Genomic DNA, 21,808 nt, shown 5'->3' on the forward strand with positions numbered 1-21,808 from the left:
AATAAGCGTAACAATAGATTAATATTTGTTACAACACTCTTTTAAACAAAAAAATGTTCTACATGCGCGATATTGGATATAAAGCACATAACAAAACAGTATTTTTTTTGAAAAAATGCGAGGAGTTTGCAGGACAAAGCTTTCGTGGCGCGTATGATACCATTGTCTAAGAAAAAATGAGCAAGAAAACTACATTTTTTTTCATTTTTTTATAATTTTTTTTAATTTTAAGGGTGAATAATGTCTAATTGGTACTGATCAAAACTTTTTCTTGGCTCTGTAACAACAAATTTAAAAGGATATGGGCTATTTTTAGGAATACGCTTAATTCCAACTAAACTTTCAATCAGATATTGCTCAGGTGTAATCACATGTGTAGCAATGACCTTATTTTGAGCTTTTAAAGTGACTCTTATGAGGGGTAATTCTAAGCTTTTAGAATATTGGTTATTGAGTTGACCTGAAAATTGAGTCTCCTGCCTATCAAGTGCTTTAACTTTAAGATGGCTAATCACAATTTGTTTATAGCGTTGATCAACAGTATCACACTGTAAGACGGCACAGGTTTGGGTAAAGACAGTATTCAAAAACGGATAACGATCAGTTAAGTTTGGATTAAACCAAAGGATTTGAAATAATAAAATGCTGAGTAAAGCAAGATTGATCAAGCTCCACGCCAGATAATAAAACGTACTTTTGGGTTTTACTAAATGTTGTCCGTGGTTATTTAAACCTTGTGATAGGTTTAAGCTTGGAATGTTATTGACTGGCTCATTGTTGAAATAATTCAAATTGTTTAAGTATGTTCTTAAATCAATATTGGAGTTTTCAATTTTACGATTAAAAATATCTAAAACATTGGTTTCGATTTGTCGTTTCGTCGTAATGAGGTTTTGTGCCTGACTTTGCACGACAGTCTCAGGATCGATCTTGGGTTGAGCAGGTTGACTGTTTTGTAAATGAATTAATGCATTAAAATTATGTGAACATTTCGGACAACAAACCATACCCTGCGCAACAGTGAGTTGCGTAACTGATACTTTATAAACTGAAGCACAATTTGGGCATCGGGTTTGTTTTTCGGTCATAAATATTTAAATTTTCATAGATTAAACAGCCTTACGCGACCCAGAAATTCTGCACCAGGTTTCTTCACGTTTCTCGACTTCTACTATATCAAAAAATTCAGAATAAATACTAGAAACATCAGTAACTTGCTCTTCAATTACGCCAGCAAGTGCGAACTCTCCCTCAGATTTAATCAAAGTTGAGAATTCTTTAGCAAGAGACATAAGTGGGCCTGCCAGAATATTTGCAACCAAAATATCCGCCTGTTGGTTTTTAAATTCTGCATTGAACTCTTCAGGTAATCCAACATAAAGATTTTCAAGAACGCCATTTAGCTCAGCATTTTGTTTGGTCGCCAAGACAGCTTGTGGATCGATATCTGTTGCATAGACTTTCTTTGCACCTAAAAGCAGTGCTGCAACACCGAGGATGCCTGAACCACAACCATAATCAATCACCACTTTATCTTTAACATCGGTTTTGCCTAACCATTGCAGACAAAGGAAAGTAGATGCATGGTTACCTGTACCAAACGCTAAGCCTGGATCAAGTTTGATATTGACTGCATCCGCTTCTGGTGGTTCTATCCATTCAGGTACGATCCAATACTTTTCACCAATTTGAATTGGTTCATAGTAATCCATCCAAGAACGTTCCCATACTTGGTCTTCAAGAAATTCACTACGCATCGGTTCAGTTGGGAGTTGGGTGCGAATAAATGTTTCTAGTGCTGTTACATCAATGTCTTCGCCTTCTTCTTGCGCGTAGATTCCTGTAACAATCACTTTATTCCATAGCGGAGTTTCGCCAGGGAGTGGTTCAAGCAAGTCTTGGTTTTCAGCATCATCTAATGTCACGCTGACTGCGCCTAAAGAACTTAACAAGGTTTCAGTAAAATCAACTTGAGCTTGTTCTACAGTAATATGAATTTGTAACCACTTCACGGCAAAGACCTAAATCGTTTTCTTTAAAGGCAGTATTGTAGCCGAAACTGGGAAGTTACGCTTATATTCAGTAGCAAAATAAAAAATGGATGCTTAAGCATCCATTTTAGTTGAGATACATGATGACTTTATATCGCAGGTTCAGTTTCAGTTGCTGCACGTCTTGAAATTAAGGCACCAAAAATAGCAGCGAAAATATACATAAAGATTGAGTAAACCGCTGCAGGCATTGCGACAGTAGAATTTGCGATGACAGTCAACGCAATCGTCATGGCTAAGGTACTATTATGAATGCCGATCTCAAATGCGCATGCGCGTGCTTGAGCACTATTAATACCGAGTAATCTTGGAACAAAGTAGCCAATAACCAGACTGCAAATACAGAAAATCACCGTGGCTAGGCCGACTTGAGTCAGGTACTCCATGATATGTGCACGTTCTTTGGTGATTGCCCCAATAATAATGAGAATCAAAAACACCACTGAGAAAATTCTTAAAGGTTTACTTAATTTTTCAGTAAAGTGTGGCGCATAATGTCGAATGAGCATGCCGATACACACAGGAATTAAAATAATTGCAAAGACTTGCAGTATTTTACTGAACTGCATGGTGATTTGTTGCCCATCATTCATAAAATATTGAATCGAAAAGTTTACGATCAAAGGCAAGGTAAAGGCAGCAATGACTGAGTTAATTGCAGTTAAGGTAATATTAAGTGCAATATCACCTTTAAATAAATAACTAAATAGATTGGCGGTACTTCCTCCAGGTGAGGCTGCAAGCAACATTAAACCAACGGCAAGCAACGGTGGGAGTGCAAGTACCTTACAAATGATAAAAGCAATACCGACCAAAAGTACCAATTGACAGAATAACGCAATCAATACAGCTTTAGGGTGTTTAGAAACTCGCGCAAAATCTTTTGGAGTAAGTTCTAAACCTAGTCCAATCATAATAATGGCGAGGGCGAGGGGAAGCATTATGGTAATTATCCCTGAATCCATAGTTTCATCCTTTTTGTTGTTTTTACATCAATTCAATATGTGAATATTCCGTTCTCGATTTGAGTGTAATCGAAAGGTATCGAATTGAAAAATGAAATCTATGACTCAGAAATCTTCTTGAAAATATGTGTTTTAAATATATAGCATTAGGCCGAACAACAATTGATTCATCGTAGACGTAAAACTATATGGATACTGATATTAATCAAGTCTACGCACAGACTTGAAATAAAAAAGGTGCTCCATTTTTAATGGAACACCTTTTTGCTCATATATGCTATTTATAAAAGCAGGTATTTATAAATGCACGTATTTATGCCTAAAGCAGATTATTGCGCTTGGATCGGATCTTCGCTTGGAGCGGCTTGACTCGGTTGCTCCATTGCAGGCTGTTCTGCTTGTGATGCATCATTTGTTGCTGGTGCATCTGCACTCGCTGGAGCAGATTGTTCTACAGCTGGGCGGTTTTCAATCGCTGGTTCAGGCGCTGCAGCAGCGGCAGTTGGGTTGCCACCTGCAGGTGCTGGAAAGCTAAATTGTAATTTACCATTTTCATTTGGTTCACATGTACCGTTAAAAGTTACACCTTTATTGGCGTAGGTGACCCAGTCACCTTGTTTTTTCTTGGCACATACCTGAATTTGCTTTTTCACTTCGGCTTTGCTGGTGTTTTCATCAGCAGCATGGGCAAAACTAAATGCAACACAACTGAGTAAAGATGCTGTAATTACTTTAGACATGGTATTTTTCATCATGATATTCCTTAAATATAAAGTCTCGAAAAAAATAATTTGTCCGTGTATTGTCTATCGTATCGTGAGTTTTTGATAAGTTAAATTCTATTTGTAGGGCAGTCATGAAACGAAGTGTCAATTTATGTTGCCTATGTATAAGAGATGTTTAATCGTTCATACGCATGATTGAGGGAAATAATATTTGTAAAACTGCCTAAAACTAGAAGTAAAATTTTGCTATAATTTCCTGTCATTCTTTTATCTCTCATTTATCACTATGCATTATCCTAAAGTTTACGATGTCATTGTTATCGGTGGCGGTCACGCAGGTACGGAAGCGGCACTGGCTGCGGCGCGTATGGGTCGACAGACTCTGCTTTTGACTCATAACATTGAGACTTTAGGGCAGATGAGCTGTAACCCAGCCATTGGTGGTATTGGTAAATCTCACCTTGTTCGCGAAATTGACGCCTTAGGCGGTGCAATGGCATTGGCTGCAGACAAGGGCGGTATTCAATTTCGTATTTTGAACTCGCGTAAAGGCGCAGCTGTACGTGCAACTCGTGCGCAAGCTGACCGTATCCGTTATAAAGCCGCGATTCGTCATACACTTGAAAATCAAGCCAATTTAGATATTTTTCAACAATCTGCAGATGACTTAATTGTTGAAGGCGATACGGTTAAAGGTGTAGTGACCCAAATGGGTATTCGCTTTGATGCGAAAACTGTGGTGTTAACCACAGGTACATTCTTAGGTGGCGTGATTCACGTTGGGCTAAATAATTCGTCAGGTGGACGAGCAGGCGATCCACCATCAATTTCGTTAGCAGCTCGTTTACGTGAATTAAACCTGCCAGTAGGTCGTTTAAAAACTGGTACACCACCACGTATTGATGCGCGTTCTGTCGATTTTTCTGTGATGATTCCACAACCGGGTGATTTCCCATCACCAACCATGTCATTTATGGGGGATGCTTCGATGCATCCTGAGCAAGTAAATTGCTATATCACGCATACCAATGCGCGTACTCATGAGATTATTCGTGGTGGTTTAGACCGTTCGCCGATGTATACCGGGGTGATTGAAGGTGTAGGTCCACGTTATTGCCCATCGATTGAAGATAAAATTCATAAATTTGCAGATAAAGATTCGCATCAGGTATTCCTTGAGCCAGAAGGGCTGGATACACACGAGCTTTATCCAAATGGTATTTCAACATCTTTACCATTTGATGTGCAGTTTGAGTTGGTACGCTCAATCCGTGGTATGGAGAATGCACACATTCTTCGTCCAGGCTATGCAATTGAATATGATTATTTCAATCCGCAGTCTTTGAAATTCTCACTTGAAACCAAATCGATTAATAACTTGTATTTTGCAGGTCAAATTAACGGTACAACAGGTTATGAAGAAGCTGGTGCACAAGGTTTATTGGCGGGCTTAAATGCTGCACGTCGTGCATGGGATCAAGAGCAATGGACGCCTAAACGTGATGAAGCGTATATGGGCGTTTTGGTCGACGATTTGATTACCTTAGGTACCAAAGAACCGTACCGTATGTTTACCTCTCGTGCGGAATATCGTTTGATGCTTCGTGAAGATAATGCTGATCAACGTTTAACAGCAATTGGCCGTGAAATGGGCTTGGTTGATGATGAGCGTTGGGCTTCTTATTGTGAAAAAATGGAAGCAGTTGAAAAAGAAACAGGTCGTTTACAACACCTTTGGGCTGCACCGAACAATCCAATGGGTAAAAAATTCGTTGAATTGACGGGTGCTGATCTTTCTAAAGAATGTTCTGCAATCGATTTACTTAAACGCCCAAACATTAACTTTGCACAAATTGCTGAATTAACTGGTTCTGAAGTATCTGCATTTGTTGGTGAGCAGATTGAAATTGCTGTGAAATACGAAGGTTATATCAATCGTCAGCAAGAAGATGTTGCGCAAATGAAGCGTTTGGAAGACACCAAAATTCCTGCTGATTTTGATTATGATATCGTTTCAGGGCTTTCTCGTGAAATCACCATGAAACTGAAAAATGTATTACCTGAAACATTGGCACAAGCCAGCCGTATTCCGGGGGTAACACCTGCTGCTGTTCAATTGGTGATGATTACAATTCGTAAAAATAACCAAGCGAGAAAATCAGCTTAAGATGTTGAATTGTAAGAAACCCGCTATATGCGGGTTTTTTATTATCTATAGCAAAGGGGGATTCTTATTGAAAATATATTGTCATTATGACAATATAAAAAGCAAGTAGATTCTAGAGTAAAACATGACAAAACAAGATCAATTAAAAGGTGCAATCTATGGTTTGTTGGTAGGTGATGCTGTAGGGGTATCTTATGAATTTCTCTTAGCTGAGCAGTTACCAGCCTATGACCAAATTGAAATGCTTCCACCGAATAATTTTGCAAAGACCTATCCTCATATTCCAGCAGGGACATGGTCAGATGATGGCGCACAAGCTTTATGCCTTTTGGATTCATTACTTTATAAAAATAAAATGGATACAGAAGATTTTATGAAACGCATATGTAACTGGTATCAATGTGGTTATATGGCTGTGGATTTTCAAGTATTTGATGTTGGAGTACAAACTGCTGAAGCCATAAGAAACTATCTGTCTGGTGTGCCCTTATTACAGGTTGCAAATAATGATGTACTCGCAAATGGCAATGGTTCATTGATGCGGGTATTACCTCTAGCAATTTGGCATCAAGGTTCAGATATACAGTTGATTGAAGATGCTTATGCGCAATCACATGTCACACATGCGCATTTACGTTCTAAAGTTTGCTGTGCTTTATATTGTTTATGGGCAAGGTCTATTTTAAATGGTTTGGATATTGCAGCTGCTTGGTCTGATGCAGTGACAAAATTACGTGCTTATTTAAAAGATAAGCCAGATGATCTAGAACAACTAGAATATTATATTCGACCTGATGAATTGGAAAAGGGAACAGGCAGTGGTTATGTGGTTGATTGTTTAAAATCGGCTAGATATGCATTAAAACAAACAACATATCAAGATGTCATTAAAACAGCCATTGCATTTGGTCGAGATACAGATACAACGGCTTGTGTCGCAGGAGGAATCGCTGGATTATATTTTGGTTTTGATTCAATTCCAGAGTCATGGTTAGCGCAGCTCAGAGCTAAAGATTTAGTTGAACCCTTATTGGCCAAACTACTCTCCAATGTGCCAGCTTAAAGGCAAATATTTATGTAAATCAAAGGGCAATTATGGCGCTTTGATTTTATGAACTCTACAGTCCAATTTGATCTTATTAGGAGGTATCTTTTAAAAAATCATCTCACTTATCTTTGTTAAGGCTAAATTTACGATTTATTTTTAAAGGCATATTTTAACTACACAGATCCAATCTAACTTTATAAAAATAACTCCTAAACAGAATTGATGAAAAACAAAGCAGTTTTAATTATTTTTCAGTTTGCAAAATTATCGTTATAGTCAATTTACATTCAAACGAGAGGTGAACATCATGACAATGAAATCGATCCGCTACAATAGTGCTGAACTCGCGTGCTGTAACATGTGATGTTTAACATACTCCAATAAATCCCATGTCTTGTGGACATGTAAAAATGTGACATGGGCTTTATATCAGCGCAAAAACAATAAAATTTAAAAACAACAATCAAAACAATAAATCAAAGAGCCGAAAGGCTCTTTTTATTTTGATTATCTTGGCTTGGGTGAAGTCGCTAGCTTATTCAATTTCATGTACCGCATTAAACACTTCAACAGGCTCAATTCGGACAATTTTTTTACCAAAACTTCTTAACCACCATACCAGTTGTGAGGTAAATGGAACTACAGCACTGACTTGATACAACTCTTCATTGAGTTGTTCAACTTTTTGCTCTTTACTGAGTTGGCTCTCCGTAAAGTATTGTGCATCATCTTCGTGCATGACTAATTTTAATTCAACATTTTCGGTCGGTCGAGAAAAGTCGACTCTAAAGCCCAGCGCACCAGAATCGATATATTCATCAATATCGAATTTGACTGGGTGTAAAGCACGTAAATCTAAAACAGTTGCAGATTTAAAACGATGTAATGCAAAGGTCTGAACTTCTGTCTTGTCATGACGCGTACAAATCAAATAAATAATTGCACCTTTTTGAACCAAACCTAAAGGATTTAGAGTATAGGTTTTCTCTTCACCCTGATAACCGCGTGCACGATAAACACATTCAATTTGTTTATCTTGTAGTAGTCCTTCATAAATGGCTTGCTGTGCATGTCTTTCCACCAGAGGTGGGATTACTGGTTGGCTAGCAGGCACAATTCGAACACGGTTAATCCATTGTCGAACATTGTTCTGCGTAGAAAGGCTACGCCGTGCCAAATCGAACCAAGGGTTCATTTCATCAATTAAACTCGGTGGAAGCAGGTGTTTTAAATGTTCTTCAACCATCATAAACGTGACTGCTTGCGAGCTGGTCATATGCGGCAGACTTTGAATCGGGGCATCTGAACGCCAACGCCAGCCTTGTGGTACGGTTTTGTTACTCTCGATAGGAAAGCGTTGAGCAATCTGATTTAGATCACGTTGAATCGTACGTAAACTGATTTCGATCCCTTCACGTTCTAAAACTTCTTGTAATTCACGTGTGCCCATCCACTTCCCCGTAGAGAGTCGGGACAGGATTTGCCATTGGCGATAGAGGCTATTGGAAGTTTCTTTTTCTTGTGCAGACATGGTTTGGTATCAATGGAATCGTGAATGTTTAAGGGAAATAAATCAGCTACACAATAGAAAATTAAAACTGATTCTGCAAGTTATATCCTGTGACTAGTCGCTTAGGTGTTGAAAATATTAGCTAAAAAATTTTGAAACAAGTTCGATCAAAACTCACATTGAGTGCAATAGCAAACAATGAATTAATAAAACTGAGCCAGAAAGATTTAATTGTACAGGTGAAGAATACAGGATATGGCGATTTAATAATATTTTGGCATTGATATTGCATTATTAAAGAAGCCATTAGAGAAGATAAAAAGAGGTTTGTATGCTAAAAGAAACCATAGATACAAATTCAAGCAATGAGAATTATGCAGATCGCTTCGCTTTGCCAATTGCTGAGGCAGAAGAAAAAACTGAAACGACGAATCAACAACAGATAGGAAATATTCAACAGGCCATTAATCTAAATTTCGATGCACAACAAGCCTCACATCATTTACTTAAACAGATGAACTCGGTTTTTTTTAATGAAATGACGGATGATCAGGTTCTTTCGCCCGAAACTGCTGAAAAAATCGAAGATTGGTTATCTCAACACAGCATTTACCAACTTGAGAAACTCAATGAAACAGCCAAAGCACATTTTTTATATCAAGGAATTACTTTTGCGGTTTATGGTGAAAAATCGGGAATTGATCGCACCATACCGTTTGATTTAATTCCGCGTGTGATTGCCAAGCAACAGTGGAACAAGATTGCAGCAGGCTGTACACAGCGTATTCAAGCATTAAATTTATTTTTAGCTGATATCTATAATCAACAAAATATTTTAAAAGAAGGTTTAATCCCAGCAGTACAAGTGCTTTCTCATGAAGCTTATCAACCAGTGATGATGAATCATCGCTTGAATGGAAATATTTACAGTCAAATCAGTGGAATTGATATTGTTCGGGACTGCAAAGGTGAGTTTTTTGTCTTAGAAGATAATCTACGTACGCCTTCAGGTGTGTCCTATATGCTTGAAAGTCGTAAGATGAGTCAAAAACTTATGCCTGAATTATGCAATCAACACGTTGCCAATATTGAGTTGTATCCACAATTGTTGCGTGATGTTTTGGCTGAAAATTCAAAAGTAGATTGCCCCACAATCGTGGTTTTAACACCAGGACGTTATAACAGCGCCTATTATGAACATTCATTTTTAGCAAGGGAAATGGGTGTGCCATTGGTGACATCACGTGATCTTTTTGTTGAAAACGACAAGGTTTATGTGAAAACTATCCGTGGGCGTCAACAGGTTGATGTAGTTTATAGGCGTTTGGATGATGGTTTTTTAGACCCATTAAGCTTTAGACCTGATAGCACTTTAGGTGTTGCAGGGCTAATGTCTGCTTATTTAAGTGGAAATGTGGTGATTGCTAATGCACCTGGTACAGGCGTTGCAGATGATAAGTCGATTTATCCATATGTGGATCAAATGATTGCTTATTATTTAAATGAAAAACCAATTTTGTCCAATGTACCGACGTATCAATGCCGTGAAGCTGAAGCTTTGGATTATGTTTTGGCAAATCTGGATCAATTGGTGGTAAAAGAGGCTCAAGGTTCAGGTGGTTATGGGATGCTCATCGGTCCTAAAGCAACTGAACAAGAAATTGACCTATTTAAAATGAAGTTAATGGCTTCACCCTCTGCGTATATCGCTCAACCCACCTTAAATTTATCTGTTGCACCAACACTAACTTCCCAAGGAATTGCTGAACGTCATATTGATTTACGACCATTTATTCTCAGCTCACCAGAACGCATAGAAATTGTTCCAGGTGGCTTGACTCGTGTTGCGATGCAACAAGGTTCACTGGTGGTCAACTCATCACAAGGTGGTGGAATTAAGGATACATGGGTAATTGATGAATATTCAATTTAGCCCCACCTTCAAATAATCCCAGCCAAAGGAGAGCAAACATGATTTTACTCAGTACCAATGCACAGAATATTTTTTGGTTAGGACGCTATTTAACCCGTATTCAATATTTGTGTAGCCAATTTCCATTTAAAACCAATGAATTGGCTTTAGACTATGCACATGCTTTTTGTTTACCCGCATTTGATGCAAGTTCTTTAAATGAATTGATTTTAGACAATGAGCAACCTGCATCATTTCATCAGCATTTTTTATGTGCCAAAAATAATATTCATGATTTACGTGGGGTGATTTCAGCACAGTCCTTTGCCGAATTAAATCAGTTATTACAACAGGCAGAGCAAAATGCTGGTTTTATTTGTGATGTTTGTGAAGAATGTAATGATGTTTTAGAGGCAGAGGATGATGAATTATTGTTTCTATTTTTTAGCTTAGGGCAAAAAATGGAACAATTTGATCGTCAATTACGTCTGAATCAAGATAAATCAGTGACTTTGACACAATTGAATCATTTGATTGATCGTTTAGATCAACATGGTATGTGTAGTTTGCCTGAAGTTTGGGAAGAACTAAAAAACCAACCAGACCGTATGAATTATTATCATTTTAGTGACCATATTGACTCATTATTTGAATTGGATCGCTTATGAAACTGATGATTAATCACCAAACGCATTACCAATATTCTGAATGGGCAAAAAATAGTATTCAGTATATCAAGATGACACCACAGTCTAATTTGCATCAACAGGTGACGGGTTGGCATGTCAGTGTTCCCGGTGAAAAACACATTAAAAAAGATGCCTTTGATAATGTCTGGTTGACCAGTTCGCAAATTGAGCCTTATCAACAAATGTCCATTATGGCGCAGGGGATTGTCGATATTAATGTAGACAATCAATTTGGTATAGAAGATCAGGTATCACCTGTGGTTTTTTTACAGCCAACCACTGCAACCTTGTGCAATACAGAAATGATTGCTTTTGCTGAACAGTATCTAACGCATAAGCATTGGGCGAATTTCCAAAAATTAGCAGAAGCTTTATTGCAACATATGCCTTATATCAGCGCAAGTACCACAGTAACGCATACCGCAATGGAGTCTTTTTCAGCACGACAAGGGGTATGTCAAGATCATAGTCATGTCTTGATTGCGATGGCGAAAGCATTGGGGGTACCAGCTCGCTATGTTTCTGGTTACTTATATGTAAATAATCAATCGCATTTGGCAAGTCATGCTTGGACAGAGATATTTTTAGATGGTAAATGGCATGTTATTGATGTCAGTAATCAATTATTCCGCCCAGAATCACATGTCTATGTGGCGATTGGACGCGACTATTGGGATGTTGCACCCGTTCGTGGAGTAAGAGAGCAAGGTGGCACTGAAACCATGTACTCTATTGTTCAAGTGCTTGCATGTTAGTGGTGGCAATGGTAAATAGTGTGAATAATTGCAGAATGTGATTAATCTCAAATTTAGTTGTATAGGTAGTTTCATGACGTATTGCTGTGCTTTAAGACTCAAACAAGGTTTAGTATTTATTAGTGATACCCGAACCAATGCTGGAGTCGATCACATTTCTGTATATCGAAAACTTTATACGTTTGGGGTAAAAGGCGAACGCTTTATTTGTATTCAAACTTCTGGCAACCTTGCAACGACACAAGCGGTGATTGGACATTTAGAAAATCATTTGGCACTTAAGCAAGAACCCAATTTGTATAGCGTGAATACGATGTTCGAGGTCGCAGGATTGGTTGGGCAAACCCTACGCAAAGTCATTGCAGATGTCACTGAAGATACTCAAGAGCAAAGTAATTATTATTGTAGTTTGTTGGTTGGTGGTCAGATCAGTGGAGAGGAAATGCAGCTTTATAATATTTATCCGCAAGGTAATTTTATTTCTGCAACCAGTGATACGCCTTATTTCCAAATTGGTGAAAGTAAATATGGTAAACCAATTTTAGATCGTGCCTTAAGTTATGATATGCCTTTAGATGAAGCGTTACGTTGTAGTTTAATTTCATTTGATTCGACTTTACGTTCAAATGTATCTGTTGGTATGCCATTAGATGCGATGATTTATCTTAAAGACAGCCTAGAGGTGCCAAAAGGCAAGCGAATTAACGACAGTGATCCTTATTTTCAACACATCAGCAAACAATGGTCTGAAACTTTAAAGAAAGGTTTGCAAGATTTACCTAAACCGACCAATGATTATTTTGAATAATACTCTATGTGCTTTTAAAGCGAGTTTAATCTCGCTTTTTTTATATTAAAAATTATAAAGAGGTTGCATAAATTCAATTCTATGTTTCTTTTATTCTAAAATTTATATCGAGACAATTGACTAGGTGGATCATGATTTACTTTGTGTTTTTAATGATAAATATATATTAAATCACTGTTTTAAATTAAAAAAATTAAAGAGCATGGTTATTATGTATGTGCTGTAAAGCAATCCGAATAAAAAAATGATAAACAATTAAATAATAAAATGTTAAGACTTGTATGATCGCAAATAATTGTTTATAAATAATGAAAGTTAAAAATAGAAGAATTACATGACTTTTCAATTATGCTATGCAAGTAAAACAACTTCACCCCATCATCAAATACTCAATGATTTAAGAGATATTTTAGGTGAAGCGAGAGATTTTAATATACTTCATCAAGTTCAAGGCGTTCTGTATTTTGCAGATGAGCATTTTTTTCAATGTCTAGAAGGTGAGGAAGTGGTTATCTTACATGTACTGGAAAAATTGCATAAAGATCCAAGACATCATCAGATCAAGCTGTTTAGAGCAGGCCATGTTGAGCAAGGGCATTTTTCACAGTGGTCTATGAAATACGTGAGACGAAATGGCAAAATTCAACAATACTTCGAGAGTAAGGGCTATAACCATTTTCGCCCATTAAGTTTAGATGAGCAGGATATCCCGACATTACTTAAACTACTCTATGAGATTGAACAGCCAGAAGAATTTGTCTGAAATCTGAAAACTCTTAAAAAATCCAAGCGATGGCTTGGATTTTCATCTTGAATCGAGAACGCGTGTTTAAAGTTTTTTACGGATAGGGCGAGCACTCATACGACAGAGTAACTCATAACCGATCGTACCATTGGCAGCAGCCACATCATCAACCAAACGATCTTTGCCCCACAGTTCAACGACTGTACCTAGCGGTGCATCTAAACCAGTGACATCAATTGCGATCATATCCATTGCGACACGACCAATGATCGCTGTCATTTGACCATTGATGCTGACATAGTTTTGTTGAGGAAAAGTACGCGGATAACCATCCCCATAGCCTATTGAAACAATGGCGATATCCATTTCATTTTTGGAGAAAAATGTAGAGCCATAGCCTACAGATTCACCTGCTTGAATATGATTGAGTGCAATAATTTCAGCGGTAAAGCTCATGACAGGTTTGATGTCTAGTTCAGCAACGCTTCGATCTGCAAAGGGAGACGCGCCGTAAAGCATGATACCTGGACGTACAAAATCAAAATTCAGTTCAGGCCATTTAAAAATGGCAGCAGAATTGCAGCAGGAAGCTAAGATCGGTTCACAAGCAGCTTTTACCTGTAAGAATTGATCTTTCTGTTGTTCATTTAACGGGTGATGATCCGCATCTGCATTGGCAAAATGCATGGCCAGCACACAGGTAAAACCTTCTGCTTTGAGTGATTGAATCACTTCAATAATTTCAGCCACCTTAAAACCCAATCGGTTCATACCGCTATTGAGTTTTACCCAGACTTTTAAACCTTTGTCGATATATTGTTTTTTATGTGCACGTAACCAAGCCAATTGTGGTTGATGATGTACAACGATTTCAAGGTTGTTTTCAAGAACACTAATCATTTCATCAGCGCTGAAAATACCTTCGATGAGAGTAATCGGTTGTTGATAGCCTAATGCTCGAATCTCTAAGGCTTCAGCAAGGCAGGCGACACCAAAGGCATCAGTCGCATTTAAGGCGGCTAAACAGTCCTTGACGCCATGTCCATATGCATTGGCTTTAACCATACTGACAATTTTAGCGCTTGGTGCAAGTTGTTTGACTCGGTTTAAATTATATTGCAGTGCTTCACTGTCAATATAAACTGTTGCTTGACGCACCCTAGTTACTCCTGAGGAATGGCAAAGATTGAATAATGCTAAATCGCATAAATAGAGATAAAAGCCTAACTTTAAAAAAAGTGCAGCTTTAAAACGCTAAATATTGTAGTCCTATCAGCTTTAAATAAACATAAACATTTGTGTTTTGAATGGTTTATTGATTTTGTATCGATAAAATTTTTGCTAAGCGCTTTGCACATAATTTGTAAAGATATTGCACTTTATTTTTTAAATAAAATCGTACATTTTATATTTAAATTTAAGGATTTATTTCGGAGGGTATATGGGAACATGGTCACATGAACCATTTGGAAATGATACTGCAAGTGATTGGGCCTATGAGTTTGAAGAGCAAGATGGGCATGTTGTCATTGAACAAGCTTTTGATGAAATGATTGATATGGCAACCGAAGAGTTTATCGATGCCGATATTGGTTGTATTGCGCATGCTGCGGCTGATGTTTTAGCTAAATCATTTGGTGAAGGGATTGAAGAAAATGAATATTATCCTGAACCTGTAGAAAAATGGCTTGAACAAAATAAAAACAATGTCAATTATGCGCTTATTCCCAAAGCATTGACTGCATTATTATTATTGACCAGTGAAAACTCTGAATTGGATGAGCTTTGGCAAGATTCAGATGATTATGATGAATGGACTAAGAATATTGAAACGTTGAGAGAGACTTTAAGTTCTAAGATTTGAAGATTAAAATCTCATCTCAACAGCAGTGTTAAATGATGCTAAATCTATTGATCAACATTATTCTTCATCTTGATATTGCGCATAATACTCAGGCGATAGATTACTAAAGCGCGTGTATTGACCTTCAAAGGCTAAACGCACAGTCCCGATCGGGCCATTACGTTGTTTACCAATGATAATTTCAGCTGTGCCTGCTTCTTTCGACTCTTTGTTATAAACCTCATCACGGTAAATAAACATAATTAAATCGGCATCCTGCTCGATTGCACCTGATTCACGTAAGTCGGACATTACCGGACGTTTATTTGGACGGTTTTCCAGAGAACGGTTAAGCTGTGACAGTGCAATAACAGGGCACATCATTTCCTTGGCAAGGGCCTTTAAGCTTCGTGAAATTTCACCAATCTCACCAACACGGTTATCACCCATGCCTGGTACTTTCATCAATTGCAGATAATCGATCATGATACAACCCAGCTTGCCGCCATGTTGTTTGGCAATACGTCGTGCACGTGCCCGAAGTTCCGTTGGTGGCAGTGCAGATGAATCATCAATATAAAGATGTTTTTCTTGTAGCTGTAAAATGGTTCCAGTGACTTTAGACCATTCATCGCCGTCAAGTTTACCCGAACGTAAATGCCCTTGATGGACTTTACCGTATGCTGAAATGAGACGCATGGCGATAGAGTCTGCTGGCATCTCCATAGAGAAAACCAGTGCTGGCAGATCACAGTTAAATAACACACTTTCTACAAGGTTCATGGCAAAGGTTGTTTTACCCATCGACGGACGTGCAGCAACAATGATCATATCACCAGCTTGCATACCAGAGGTTTTATTGTCTAACTCCATAAAACCTGTGGTTAAACCAGTGATATTGCCTTCCATTTGAGAAAGTTCATTTAACTTATCAAAAACGTCTGCTACAACTGAGGTAATGGCTTTTGGTCCTTGTGCTTTGGCATTATTATTATGTTGTTCTGCAATAGAGAAAATATTGGTTTCAGCAAGATCTAGAATTTCACTGACTTCACGACCTTTGGTGTCATAAGCATTTTGCAGGATTTCATTGCCTACTTTAATCATGCTTCTTAACGTTGAAAATTCTTTGATTTTGCCCGCATAGGTTTCTAGGTTATAGAAACTTGAAGGTGAATCGGACATCAATTGCATTAAATATTCTTCACCACCAATTGCATCAAGCAAGTTTTGCTTAATCAGCCAATCGTTGACTAAAACTGCATCATATGGAGAGTTTTCTTGTGCCAGTTTTTCGATTGCACGGAAGATATATTTGTGACGTGTTGCATAAAAATCAGTTTCATTCAAAGTATCACTGACTTGTTCAAAAGACTCAGCAACCGTCATCAATGCAGCCAGTACAGCTTGTTCAATTGCCAAGTTATGAGGAGGCGTACGAAACTCTTTTAACTGAGCATTGTCTTTGTTTTTTGCATCAGTGCTGAAGGGATTCTGTTGAGCTGTGGCAGTTGCCTGAGACATATAAAACCTTGATTTTTAAATCGTGCAAAAACATTATTTACGTAATGTACGTGTGTACTGAAGTACTCACTTATCTTAATGCAAAATACTAAAAGTATCTAACAGTAATACCGATAAGTAGGGGAATGAATCAACTAGAAACAATTTCAGCTGATCCGAGGTAAAATTTAAAGATAAAAAAAGAGCATACAAAAGTATGCTCTTTTTTTCTGCAAGAAATTACTCAGATACGATAGTAACGAGAACTTCAGCAGTAACATCATGATGCAATTGGATTGCGATGTTAAATTCGCCAGTGTGACGAAGTGCACCGTTCGGTAAACGAACTTCAGCACGGTCAACAACAAGACCAGCATTTGTTAACGCGTCAGCGATATCACGAGTACCGATTGAACCGAATAATTTACCTTCATCACCAGCTTTCGCAGTGATAACGATGTTTACTTCGTTCAATTGGTCAGCACGTGCTTGAGCAGCAGCTAAAACTTCAGCTTCACCTTTCTCAAGTTCTGCACGACGAGCTTCAAATGCAGCAGTATTCGCTTCAGTCGCTGCAACTGCTTTACCTTGAGGGATAAGGTAGTTACGGCCGTAACCAGCTTTAACTGAAACTTTATCGCCTAATTTACCAAGGTTTTTAATGCGTTGTAATAAAATAATATCCACGGCTCAACCTCACTTATGATTGTCAGTGTAAGGAATCAACGCTAAATAGCGAGCTTGTTTGATAGCAAGCGCTAATTGACGTTGGTAACGAGCTTTAGTACCTGTAATACGGCTAGGAACAATCTTGCCGTTTTCAGTGATGTACTGTTTTAAAGTGTCGATATCTTTGTAGTCGATGTACGTAACGTTCTCAGCTGTAAAGCGGCAGAACTTGCGACGACGGTAAAAACGTGCCATTGATGTTCTCCTTATGCTTCAACAGAATCTTGAGCTTGTTGTGCTTCTTCACGTTGAGCTTTACGCGCACGTTTTTCTTCAGCACTCTTAGCGAGTAAAGATTCTTCAGTGATTGCGTTTTCACGACGGATAATCACGTTACGAAGGATTGCATCGTTATAACGGAACAATTCTTCTAATTCATTAAGCGTAGTTTGGTTACATTCAATGTTCATTAAAATGTAATGCGCTTTATGGATTTTGTTAATTGGGTAAGCCAATTGGCGACGGCCCCAATCTTCAAGACGGTGAATTTGACCTTCAGCATCTTTGATGTGAGAAATGTAGCGTTCTACCATTCCCACAACTTGATCGCTTTGGTCTGGGTGTACCAGAATTACGATTTCGTAGTGACGCATTGTCAGCTCCTTACGGTTTATACAGCCCCAACCTTAAAAAGATTGAAGCAAGGAGTCACAATCAGCATAAACTTTAAACAACAGTTTAAAAGCCAATAGATTGTGCCGCAAAAATTGCGAGCGCCTATTATAGGAAAGTTTGCGCGCAAACACAATTTAATATTCAAATATTTATTGGAATAACCACTAAATTTTACAGACCCGAGATTGAATTTCATCTTGTACCTATTTAGATTGAAAATGAATAAAAATATGGACCGCTAAAATGACAAATTACAGCGCTGAAAAACTGGAAACCATTGAATCTTATATCGAAAACCCTACACAAGACTTCTACTTTGATGTTTTTGATGGTCGTTATGACATTGTCATGGTGGTGGATTGGAGAGAGGAGGATGATGCAATTATTGGCTATTGTGAAAATATTTTAGAAACTGGACAATTGTCTGCTGAACTTGAAGATGCTGATAATCAACAAGGTTTTAGCATCACAATTCATTATGGTGAAAAATCATTGTTGATTCCTTATCAAGGAGAAGGTGCTGATCGTGATACCACACTACGGGCACTCAATGAAATTTTACAACCTGAGTATGAAATCCGTTTCTGTAAAGCTTCTGATGGTTCCGACACATTAGAATTTATTCCACTTCCGAAAAAATTATGGCATCAACTGGATATGAAATATGCGGGAAAAATGGATGCGTTATTTGCTCGGTTTGAGCATGATTCTGTTTTTTTTGGAAGTTAATTGGGTCACTCAATTAGAAGTTAAATTGAATAAAAACGTGAATTTATTGATTAGATTAATTCATGATTTATTTTGTGGTAATAAAAACACCACAAAACCCTTAAAGTTTGGATCAGTATCAAATTTAAGTTGCTGATCCCATTTACCATGTTGTACCAAGCCAATTTTATAAGGCAGTTTCAATGTTGAAGCCTTGGTTAAATAAGTCTGATAATTTGGAATAGTCGTAGTGCCTTGATAGGTTTGAATTACCATTTCATCAATATTTTCTCTAAATAGCCTAAGTGTAACTGGATCACGCAGATTGGCCCAATCCATCAAACTGGTGATGCTGAGTTGATAATGCTGTGGTAACTGCTTTCTAAGCTGTTGTAGAAATAAGCCATACGCTTTTAAATTTTTAGTTGGTGCATCAAAGTCGATTTGAATACCTTGAATGTGATTGCCTGCGCTTTCCCACTGTCGGACGCGTTGTAAAATTTTTTCTATTTCAGCGCCTTGCCAATTTAAATGATGATTTCGAAAAACTAACCATACTTTTTGATGTGGAATTTTAACCACAGAAATGCCTTGTTGGATCAAGATAGGTTGGTTGGAATTTTTCTCCAGCCTAACTTCACCTTGTAAAATATAGATTTCCTTAGCTTTACTTAAATAAGGCGCAGACTTGATATTTCCCCAAATCCAAAAGGCATTATAGTCATTTGCATTGACCTGATCTGAGGCTGTTGCGGATTGACTCGGTTGACACGCCATTAATCCTAAACAACATTGGATTGTCAGTAGAACCGAGAAAATCTGTTTAAGCATGAATCAACTACCAATAATATTTTAAAGATTTTGCCCATGTGGTATTTGGATAGTCACGTTTAATTTGTGTATACCATTGTTTGCGTGTGGATTTTGTGGCCTCTTTTCCACCACAGACATTCATACTGCTCGGCGAATAACACATCACAGCGCGATAAAGCGCATAAGCTTGTAATTCACTTTTAGAATTGGATTTAATAATTTCTTTATAGACCTCACCACGACTAAAAGTTTCACCTGTAAAGGCATTTTTCGGTTGGCTAAAACTTGGACCATAGTAATAGTCACCATAAAAACTTTCTAAAGCAGTGCCTTGATTACGCATATATTCGCCTAGGCATAAACGATAAGTTAAATTTTTTGGATTTTTTTCTAAGCCAGCTGTTAAGGTGCTTAATTTAGGGCATTTGAGCGTTGGTGTAATTTCATGACCATTCCAAACAAAAACTTCGAAGTGGGGTTCTGACTTATAAGCTTTAATTTTGCTGTTGTATGCTTTGTATTCTGAGGCATCTTGAGGTAACCATGTGGTATAGGCTTTATTGAATACCGCATAGTTTTGACTCATTAAGCTTTTATCTAATAATGTATATAAAGCCAGATTCTTTTTATCAGCTGAACTGTCTTTGGCAGTAATGATACTTTCTAAAGCTTTGACATCGGCAATTTGAGTAATGAATGCTTTCTGTAAGGTGGCTTGTTTGATTTTTGAATGATTTCCTAAAAAGGCATTTTGGTTATTGGTGTTTTTATAGTGAATCGCTAGGGCGACTTCTACCAAAGCTTTTTGATAAGGATTAGCAGAAATTGCGAGTAAATGGTCCCAATATTGTTCAACCAGATTTTTATCGCTACTTTTTTCAAGAATGACCCCTTTAAGCGTATATTGGCTGAGTTCTAAATAATTTTGAATGGAATTGGGTTTTTGTTTCGGTAAATAATTTAACGCATCTTGCGGTTTTTTCTGAATAAAATATAAATGAACGGCTTGTAAATAACGGAACAACTCAGGTTGCTCCTTAAATACAGGTTTTTGTGCATTTAACTCGGACCAGCTAATTGGCCGGTACTGCGTAGAATCACTCTGACGCATATACATCAGATCATAGATGGCTAAAAAGAAAGGATCGTTGAGTGTTTTTGCGTTGAAGTTTTCTAAACCAAATACCTTGCGATCTATTTCGGCCGCCAATGTGGACATATCGAGATTGTAATAATCTGATCTGGGGTGATCCATCTGCCAAATCATCTCTTTGACTAGCGCATCTTGTTGATTGGCAATCCAGTAGCCTCGGCGTAAAAAGCCTCTAGCACTGGCTACGTATTGACCTTTAGGGTAAAGCTTAAAATAATCAGTAATGCGATTAAAAAAAGTTTTAAGAAGTGCTTGATCAACTTTCTGAGTATCTAAATCACCATAAGTTCCTAATGACTGGCTATACAGCTCATTTAATGATGTGCGGATGAGCATGTATTGAGCGGTTTCTTTTAACCAAGGGTCATCAACTTGGCTTAAGGCTGTAAATATTTTAGTTGCTGAGGAATAGTTAGCTTTGTAAAATAAAATGATCCCATTTAAATAAGAAGCATACTGTTGAGCGGACTGTGTCCATTGCGCATTGACCTGAATCAATGGAATAGTTTGTTGACAATCTTTAATCTGATTTCGTTGTTCTAACAAGCTGCCTTTTTCGTCTTGAGATATTTTCTTGTGATTTGAAACTTGTTGAAGAAAAACTTCAGCACCAGATTTGAGCGTTATACAGCGCTCATCATAGACGTGATCATTTGCATCATAAAAAGCACGTTTGTTTGGAATTTTATTTTCAGATGCTTGAGTTAATTCGGTAGGGTAAAAAGGGACTAAGCCACTAGACGTATCCCATAAACTCATTTTATCAACTTCAAATGCTTTGATACTTGCTAAACCTTTGTCACTTAGCAGTAGCATCATGTTGGTTCTATTGTCATTGGCTGGATAGAGTATGGGGAGGTTTAATATACGATATTGATTGTTGTTTAGGTCAAAAGTTGGTGATGCGATTTCTTCTGCAGCGCCAGCAAAGCTAGAAGTAGGATGAACTACCAAAGGTAAACCGACAAGAAAGACATATTGCAGTGTTTTATTTTTAAAAAGCATAAAGTGCCTATCGTTATAATAAAAATTTTAATATTTTAATTTTATTTATGCAGATAAAAAAAAG

21 protein-coding genes are annotated in these 21,808 nt (G+C 37.6%); 9 read left to right on the forward strand and 12 right to left on the reverse strand.

Features of this window, described 5'->3' with window-relative positions; translation table 11 throughout:
- Window positions 1-227: 227 nt before the first annotated feature.
- The 4 genes from ACQ7EO_RS08490 to ACQ7EO_RS08505 form a co-directional block, all read right to left on the reverse strand.
- Window positions 228-1,088, reverse strand: a complete 861-nt coding sequence (locus tag ACQ7EO_RS08490) for a zinc-ribbon and DUF3426 domain-containing protein (RefSeq protein WP_004822471.1) — start codon at window positions 1,086-1,088, stop codon at window positions 228-230.
- A gap of 21 nt (window positions 1,089-1,109) precedes the next feature.
- Window positions 1,110-2,012 carry a 50S ribosomal protein L11 methyltransferase gene (gene prmA / locus ACQ7EO_RS08495; protein WP_004822468.1) on the reverse strand — a complete coding sequence of 301 codons (903 nt, stop codon included), beginning with the start codon at window positions 2,010-2,012 and terminating at the stop codon, window positions 1,110-1,112.
- Window positions 2,013-2,140: 128 nt separating this feature from the next.
- Entirely contained in the window at window positions 2,141-3,016 is an 876-nt protein-coding gene (locus ACQ7EO_RS08500; protein ID WP_262086412.1) for a bile acid:sodium symporter family protein, read from the reverse strand.
- Between the two features lie 329 nt (window positions 3,017-3,345).
- Entirely contained in the window at window positions 3,346-3,768 is a 423-nt protein-coding gene (locus ACQ7EO_RS08505; protein WP_004719309.1) for a hypothetical protein, read from the reverse strand.
- A 259-nt stretch (window positions 3,769-4,027) separates the two neighbouring features.
- Here ACQ7EO_RS08505 and mnmG point away from each other — a divergent pair, with 259 nt between their 5' ends.
- Together mnmG and ACQ7EO_RS08515 are read left to right on the forward strand one after the other, a co-directional pair.
- Window positions 4,028-5,908: a tRNA uridine-5-carboxymethylaminomethyl(34) synthesis enzyme MnmG gene (gene mnmG / locus ACQ7EO_RS08510; RefSeq protein ID WP_004719311.1), complete on the forward strand. Its 1,881-nt coding sequence runs from the start codon at window positions 4,028-4,030 to the stop codon at window positions 5,906-5,908.
- A gap of 124 nt (window positions 5,909-6,032) precedes the next feature.
- Window positions 6,033-6,971: an ADP-ribosylglycohydrolase family protein gene (locus ACQ7EO_RS08515; protein WP_434279389.1), complete on the forward strand. Its 939-nt coding sequence runs from the start codon at window positions 6,033-6,035 to the stop codon at window positions 6,969-6,971.
- Between the two features lie 520 nt (window positions 6,972-7,491).
- Here ACQ7EO_RS08515 and ACQ7EO_RS08520 read toward each other — a convergent pair.
- Entirely contained in the window at window positions 7,492-8,487 is a 996-nt protein-coding gene (locus ACQ7EO_RS08520; protein WP_004719313.1) for a helix-turn-helix transcriptional regulator, read from the reverse strand.
- Window positions 8,488-8,797: 310 nt separating this feature from the next.
- Here ACQ7EO_RS08520 and ACQ7EO_RS08525 point away from each other — a divergent pair, with 310 nt between their 5' ends.
- The 5 genes from ACQ7EO_RS08525 (at window position 8,798) to ACQ7EO_RS08545 (ending at window position 13,393) form a co-directional block, all read left to right on the forward strand.
- On the forward strand, window positions 8,798-10,399 hold the full coding sequence (locus ACQ7EO_RS08525) for a circularly permuted type 2 ATP-grasp protein (protein WP_434279390.1): 1,602 nt from the start codon (window positions 8,798-8,800) through the stop codon (window positions 10,397-10,399).
- A 38-nt stretch (window positions 10,400-10,437) separates the two neighbouring features.
- Window positions 10,438-11,046, forward strand: coding sequence for an alpha-E domain-containing protein (locus ACQ7EO_RS08530; protein WP_004822456.1), 609 nt, complete (start codon window positions 10,438-10,440; stop codon window positions 11,044-11,046).
- Window positions 11,043-11,822 (forward strand): transglutaminase family protein, encoded by a 780-nt coding sequence (locus tag ACQ7EO_RS08535; RefSeq protein ID WP_434279391.1) that lies wholly within the window; start codon window positions 11,043-11,045, stop codon window positions 11,820-11,822. The genes ACQ7EO_RS08530 and ACQ7EO_RS08535 overlap by 4 nt, the downstream gene beginning before the upstream one ends.
- Window positions 11,823-11,895: 73 nt before the next feature.
- On the forward strand, window positions 11,896-12,630 hold the full coding sequence (locus ACQ7EO_RS08540; protein WP_004822453.1) for a proteasome-type protease: 735 nt from the start codon (window positions 11,896-11,898) through the stop codon (window positions 12,628-12,630).
- 334 nt (window positions 12,631-12,964) lie between these two features.
- Window positions 12,965-13,393, forward strand: a complete 429-nt coding sequence (locus ACQ7EO_RS08545; protein WP_004719325.1) for a BLUF domain-containing protein — start codon at window positions 12,965-12,967, stop codon at window positions 13,391-13,393.
- A 66-nt stretch (window positions 13,394-13,459) separates the two neighbouring features.
- On the opposite strand, the gene alr is transcribed toward ACQ7EO_RS08545, so the two are convergent.
- The gene (gene alr, locus ACQ7EO_RS08550) at window positions 13,460-14,533 is read right to left on the reverse strand and encodes an alanine racemase (protein WP_434279392.1); all 1,074 of its coding nucleotides are present in this window, start codon (window positions 14,531-14,533) and stop codon (window positions 13,460-13,462) included.
- A gap of 283 nt (window positions 14,534-14,816) precedes the next feature.
- On the opposite strand from alr, the gene ACQ7EO_RS08555 reads away from it, so the two are divergent.
- Window positions 14,817-15,239, forward strand: coding sequence for a DUF4259 domain-containing protein (locus ACQ7EO_RS08555; RefSeq protein WP_004719330.1), 423 nt, complete (start codon window positions 14,817-14,819; stop codon window positions 15,237-15,239).
- 57 nt (window positions 15,240-15,296) lie between these two features.
- Here the strand turns inward: ACQ7EO_RS08555 and dnaB are convergent, their stop codons facing one another.
- The 4 genes from dnaB to rpsF all read right to left on the reverse strand — a co-directional run bounded on the left by dnaB (window position 15,297) and on the right by rpsF (window position 18,043).
- The gene (dnaB, locus tag ACQ7EO_RS08560) at window positions 15,297-16,742 is read right to left on the reverse strand and encodes a replicative DNA helicase (protein ID WP_004719332.1); all 1,446 of its coding nucleotides are present in this window, start codon (window positions 16,740-16,742) and stop codon (window positions 15,297-15,299) included.
- Window positions 16,743-16,961: 219 nt separating this feature from the next.
- A complete protein-coding gene (gene rplI / locus ACQ7EO_RS08565; protein WP_004719333.1) occupies window positions 16,962-17,408 on the reverse strand; it encodes a 50S ribosomal protein L9 in 447 nt (148 codons plus the stop codon).
- Between the two features lie 9 nt (window positions 17,409-17,417).
- Complete coding sequence (gene rpsR, locus ACQ7EO_RS08570; protein WP_004719336.1) at window positions 17,418-17,645, reverse strand: 30S ribosomal protein S18; 228 nt, start codon at window positions 17,643-17,645, stop codon at window positions 17,418-17,420.
- 11 nt (window positions 17,646-17,656) lie between these two features.
- Window positions 17,657-18,043: a 30S ribosomal protein S6 gene (rpsF, locus tag ACQ7EO_RS08575; protein WP_004719337.1), complete on the reverse strand. Its 387-nt coding sequence runs from the start codon at window positions 18,041-18,043 to the stop codon at window positions 17,657-17,659.
- Window positions 18,044-18,308: 265 nt separating this feature from the next.
- Between rpsF and ACQ7EO_RS08580 the strand changes: the two genes are divergently transcribed.
- Entirely contained in the window at window positions 18,309-18,794 is a 486-nt protein-coding gene (locus ACQ7EO_RS08580; RefSeq protein WP_244013044.1) for a hypothetical protein, read from the forward strand.
- A 60-nt stretch (window positions 18,795-18,854) separates the two neighbouring features.
- On the opposite strand, the gene ACQ7EO_RS08585 is transcribed toward ACQ7EO_RS08580, so the two are convergent.
- Both ACQ7EO_RS08585 and ACQ7EO_RS08590 read right to left on the reverse strand, forming a co-directional pair.
- Window positions 18,855-19,604: a DUF3142 domain-containing protein gene (locus ACQ7EO_RS08585; protein ID WP_434279393.1), complete on the reverse strand. Its 750-nt coding sequence runs from the start codon at window positions 19,602-19,604 to the stop codon at window positions 18,855-18,857.
- Between the two features lie 7 nt (window positions 19,605-19,611).
- Window positions 19,612-21,744: a hypothetical protein gene (locus tag ACQ7EO_RS08590; RefSeq protein ID WP_434279394.1), complete on the reverse strand. Its 2,133-nt coding sequence runs from the start codon at window positions 21,742-21,744 to the stop codon at window positions 19,612-19,614.
- Between the last annotated feature and the right edge of the window lie 64 nt (window positions 21,745-21,808).

It is taken from the genome of Acinetobacter sp. CE-15 (assembly GCF_051059255.1).
Taxonomy (GTDB): Bacteria; Pseudomonadota; Gammaproteobacteria; order Pseudomonadales; family Moraxellaceae; genus Acinetobacter; species Acinetobacter guillouiae.

Bases quoted from the DNA above. Each gene is read 5' to 3' on its own strand.
- ACQ7EO_RS08490 (WP_004822471.1), bottom strand. From the start codon at position 1,088: ATGACCGAAAAACAAACCCGATGCCCAAATTGTGCTTCAGTTTATAAA.
- ACQ7EO_RS08500 (WP_262086412.1), bottom strand. From the start codon at position 3,016: ATGGATTCAGGGATAATTACCATAATGCTTCCCCTCGCCCTCGCCATT.
- ACQ7EO_RS08505 (WP_004719309.1), bottom strand. From the start codon at position 3,768: ATGAAAAATACCATGTCTAAAGTAATTACAGCATCTTTACTCAGTTGT.
- mnmG (WP_004719311.1), top strand. From the start codon at position 4,028: ATGCATTATCCTAAAGTTTACGATGTCATTGTTATCGGTGGCGGTCAC.
- ACQ7EO_RS08515 (WP_434279389.1), top strand. From the start codon at position 6,033: ATGACAAAACAAGATCAATTAAAAGGTGCAATCTATGGTTTGTTGGTA.
- ACQ7EO_RS08520 (WP_004719313.1), bottom strand. From the start codon at position 8,487: ATGTCTGCACAAGAAAAAGAAACTTCCAATAGCCTCTATCGCCAATGG.
- ACQ7EO_RS08525 (WP_434279390.1), top strand. From the start codon at position 8,798: ATGCTAAAAGAAACCATAGATACAAATTCAAGCAATGAGAATTATGCA.
- ACQ7EO_RS08530 (WP_004822456.1), top strand. From the start codon at position 10,438: ATGATTTTACTCAGTACCAATGCACAGAATATTTTTTGGTTAGGACGC.
- ACQ7EO_RS08535 (WP_434279391.1), top strand. From the start codon at position 11,043: ATGAAACTGATGATTAATCACCAAACGCATTACCAATATTCTGAATGG.
- ACQ7EO_RS08540 (WP_004822453.1), top strand. From the start codon at position 11,896: ATGACGTATTGCTGTGCTTTAAGACTCAAACAAGGTTTAGTATTTATT.
- ACQ7EO_RS08545 (WP_004719325.1), top strand. From the start codon at position 12,965: ATGACTTTTCAATTATGCTATGCAAGTAAAACAACTTCACCCCATCAT.
- ACQ7EO_RS08555 (WP_004719330.1), top strand. From the start codon at position 14,817: ATGGGAACATGGTCACATGAACCATTTGGAAATGATACTGCAAGTGAT.
- dnaB (WP_004719332.1), bottom strand. From the start codon at position 16,742: ATGTCTCAGGCAACTGCCACAGCTCAACAGAATCCCTTCAGCACTGAT.
- rpsR (WP_004719336.1), bottom strand. From the start codon at position 17,645: ATGGCACGTTTTTACCGTCGTCGCAAGTTCTGCCGCTTTACAGCTGAG.
- rpsF (WP_004719337.1), bottom strand. From the start codon at position 18,043: ATGCGTCACTACGAAATCGTAATTCTGGTACACCCAGACCAAAGCGAT.
- ACQ7EO_RS08580 (WP_244013044.1), top strand. From the start codon at position 18,309: ATGACAAATTACAGCGCTGAAAAACTGGAAACCATTGAATCTTATATC.
- ACQ7EO_RS08585 (WP_434279393.1), bottom strand. From the start codon at position 19,604: ATGCTTAAACAGATTTTCTCGGTTCTACTGACAATCCAATGTTGTTTA.
- ACQ7EO_RS08590 (WP_434279394.1), bottom strand. From the start codon at position 21,744: ATGCTTTTTAAAAATAAAACACTGCAATATGTCTTTCTTGTCGGTTTA.